The organism is Vibrio sp. 970, assembly GCF_033339075.1.
In genome coordinates this window covers 1-823 of record NZ_JAWOTW010000187.1, presented here as the reverse complement: position 1 = coordinate 823, position 823 = coordinate 1, and the positions used below count along the sequence as shown (strand labels likewise).

Annotated in this window: 1 protein-coding gene; it reads left to right on the top strand. The window is 51.4% G+C overall.

What is annotated here, in order from left to right; all coding sequences use genetic code 11:
• Positions 1–823: molybdopterin-dependent oxidoreductase (locus R7Q11_RS25585; protein WP_225466926.1), on the top strand; the 823-nt coding region annotated here is incomplete at both ends.

Here is an 823-nt window from a genome sequence, read left to right as displayed (position 1 = left end):
GTCTTTGGACGAGTCAGCTACCCAGACAGGCGCGGTTTTCTAAAAGGCGCTGGTTTAGCGACCATGGCCGCCGCGCTTGGTGGATTTATCCCATTCCATCGCAATATGCCAGCTGGCATCATCCCCGCAGCTTTTGCAGAGGGTCTTGATGACGTCATGATCGAAGGTAAAGACGGTTTAACAGTCCTCAACGACAGACCGATGAATGCAGAAACCCCACCCCATTTGTTGAATGACGACGTAACTCCAACTCGACGCCATTTCATTCGCAACAACGGTATTCCACCAGCAGACGTGAACCCTGAAACTTGGACGTTGACCATTGATGGATTGGTCGACAAACCAATGTCGCTGTCGATTGCCGATCTCAAAAAGAACTTCGATGTCGTAGAACAACAACTGGTCGTTGAATGTGGCGGTAACGGCCGTGCTTTCTTTGATCCCAAAGCATCCGGTAATCAATGGACTTACGGCGCTGTGGCTTGCTCCAGTTGGACAGGCGTTCGCTTGGCCGACGTGCTCAAAGCCGCAGGCGTAAAAGACGGAGCCATTTACACCGCGCACTATGGTGCCGACAAGCATCTTTCAGGCAAAGAAGGCAAGTTACCAATTTCTCGTGGCGTACCCATCGCTAAAGCCATGAGCAGTGAAAATCTCATCGCCTTTGCCCAAAACGGCGAAGCGCTTCACCCTATGAATGGCGCACCATTGCGTTTGGTGGTTCCAGGTTGGCCGGGTTCTTGTTCGCAAAAATGGCTCACTCGCATTCAAATTCGCGATCAAATACACGATGGACCAAAGATGACAGGCACTTCCTATCGAG